The organism is Brevundimonas sp. P7753 (assembly GCF_013386595.1).
Classification (GTDB): Bacteria; Pseudomonadota; Alphaproteobacteria; order Caulobacterales; family Caulobacteraceae; genus Brevundimonas; species Brevundimonas bullata.
Genome location: NZ_JACARP010000194.1, coordinates 1 through 2317, shown reverse-complemented (window position 1 = coordinate 2317; position 2317 = coordinate 1). Strand labels below are relative to the sequence as shown.

The window sequence follows — 2317 nt, the reverse complement described above, 5'->3', positions numbered from 1 at the left end:
GGAGGAGCGGCGGGCGTAGGGGCGGGAGCGGGTGTGGCGTCGGTCATGGTCGGGTCCGGGTCATTCGACAGCGGCGGCGGCGGCGGCTTGCGCCGCCTCGCGGTGGGCGGCGCGGCGCGCCTCGATACGGGGGCGGAAATGGTTGGCGGCGACCCAGAGCGCGCCCACGGCGGCGGCGCCCGAGATCAGCAGGAAGACGTCGTTGTAGGCCAGGACCTGGGCCTGCTGGCTGACCTGCTGTTGCAGCAGCTTCAGCGCCGCGCCCTGTCTCTGGGCCGCGTCGCCGATGACGTGGGCGTAGGCCCCGCCCAGCTGCTGCAGCCGCAGCACCACCTCGGGATCGCCCAGGTCGATATGCTCGGCCAGCTGGTTGGAGTGATACTTCTCGCGGATCGTCTGAACCGTGCCGACCAAGGCCGAGCCCATCAGCCCGCCGATGTTCTGGCCGATGGAAAAGACGACGATGAAGCTGATCAGGTTCTTGCCCCCGCCTTGCAGCACCTTGCCGAAACCGATGATCATGGTCGGGCCGATGAAGAAGGCGGCGGCGAAGGCCAGCAGGGCCTGGCTGAGATAGAGGTTCACGGGTCGCGTCAGCACTGTCGCATGGCTGTCGATAAAGGCGCCGACGGCGATCAGGCCGAGCGCGATGGAGATGGGCTTCCACAGCTTCATGGGGTTCAGGGTCAGGGCGCTGGTCACGGTCCCCGCCGCCGTGGCCAGCAGCATGACCCAGAACAGGCCGTGCATCTGGTCGATGCCCAGGCCCATCTGTTGCAAGAAGCCGACCGCGCCGGTCGTCTGTTCCGACAGGACGATCCGCACCAGCAGAATGGCCAGCAGCAGCCGCACGATGTCGCCGCCCGCCAGCCATTTCAGGTCGATCAGCGGATTGGCGCGGTTGTATTCGATGACGGCGGCGGCGGTCAGCAGGACCAGGGCGCCGACCAGGGCCAGCCCGATCCAGGGAGCCTCGGTCCACCAGACGATCCGGCCCAGACCCAGCACGGCGGTCAGCAGGGCGATCCCCGGCGCGAACAGGGCGAAGGTGACGAAGTCCAGCGTCTCGAAGGCCTTGATCCGCTGCGACGGCGGCATCTTCAGGGCGAAGACGGCGGGCAGAGCCACCAGCACCAGCCCCAGGTCGAACATATAGACCGCCCGCCAAAGATCATGGTCCAGCAGCGGCCCGACCCCCAGGCGCGCCAGGGGAATGGCCAGGCTGGACAGGCCCACGCCGATGATGATGCCCTTCAGCCGGTGCTGCGCCGGAAAGGCCTGGATGATGTAGAGGATGCCCAGGGTCGACATCCCCGCCGCGGCCATCCCGGCGATGCCGCGCACGACCAGGGTCGAGCCGAAGTCCTCCAGAAACAGGTGCGCCGCCGCTGTCGCCAGGAAGACGACCAGGATGATCTCGGTGAACAGGCGCAGACCGTACTGCATCCTGAACTTGACCAGCAGCAGGTTCATGCAGGCGTTGGTCATGACGAAGATGACGGGCAGCCAGGTCGCCTCGGCGATGGTCACGCCCAGGTCGCCCGCCAGCTGCGGAATATTGGCCGTCACCGCCGCATTGCCCAGACTGCCGGTCAGGGCCACCAGAATCCCCACGGCGGCATAGGCCCAGCGCATCGGCGTGGAATGGTCCGGCGTGGCGGGCGAGCCGGGCAGGGCCGGCCGCTCGTGCGGCTTCAGCGTCGCCAGATAGTCGTCCCAGGGCAGGTGCCAGTCGCGGCGGCTCATGGACGGCCCTCGTTCTGCGGCCGGACCGCGTCGAGCACCAGCGCCAGCGCCCGGCGGCTCAGGGCGTCGCGGTCGTCGGCGGGGGCGGTGCGCGAGGGCGCGCCCAGCATCAGGGCGAGGACGCGGATGTCCTCGACGGTCAGATCTGGCCGCACCCGCCCCGCCGCCTGCGACACCGCCAGGGCCTCGGCGCCCGCCTGCTTCAGACCCGCGCGGATCGGCGCCAGGGCCTCGTCGCGCAGGTCGCGGATGGCGCTGGACAGGCCCGCGCTCTGGATCATCAGCTCGACCATCTGGGCCAGGAACCACAGGAAGACCTCGGGGTCGTCCAGCCGTTCGTGCGTGCGCCGACCCAGGTCGTCGATCTGGCCGACAAACACCGCCAAGGCCAACTCCGATCGGTCGGCGAAATTGCGATACAGCGTCGCCCGCCCCACCCCCGCCCGCTCGGCGATCAGGTGCAGCGGCGTGTCCAGCCCGTCGCACGCGAAAGCCTCGGCGGCCGCTCTCAGCAGCGCTTCGCGTCGTTCGGCGGCGTCTTTTCTAAGAGGACGGGTCATGAAGCACGCCA

Annotated in this window: 2 protein-coding genes; both read right to left on the bottom strand. The window is 69.3% G+C overall.

Annotated features, from left to right (window positions below):
• Positions 1-60 precede the first annotated feature (60 nt).
• Entirely contained in the window at positions 61-1746 is a 1686-nt protein-coding gene (locus tag HX774_RS19005; protein ID WP_178828975.1) for an MFS transporter, read from the bottom strand.
• On the bottom strand, positions 1743-2317 hold a 575-nt coding region (locus HX774_RS19000), incomplete at its 5' end, for a TetR/AcrR family transcriptional regulator (protein ID WP_255500559.1). The genes HX774_RS19005 and HX774_RS19000, both read right to left, overlap by 4 nt.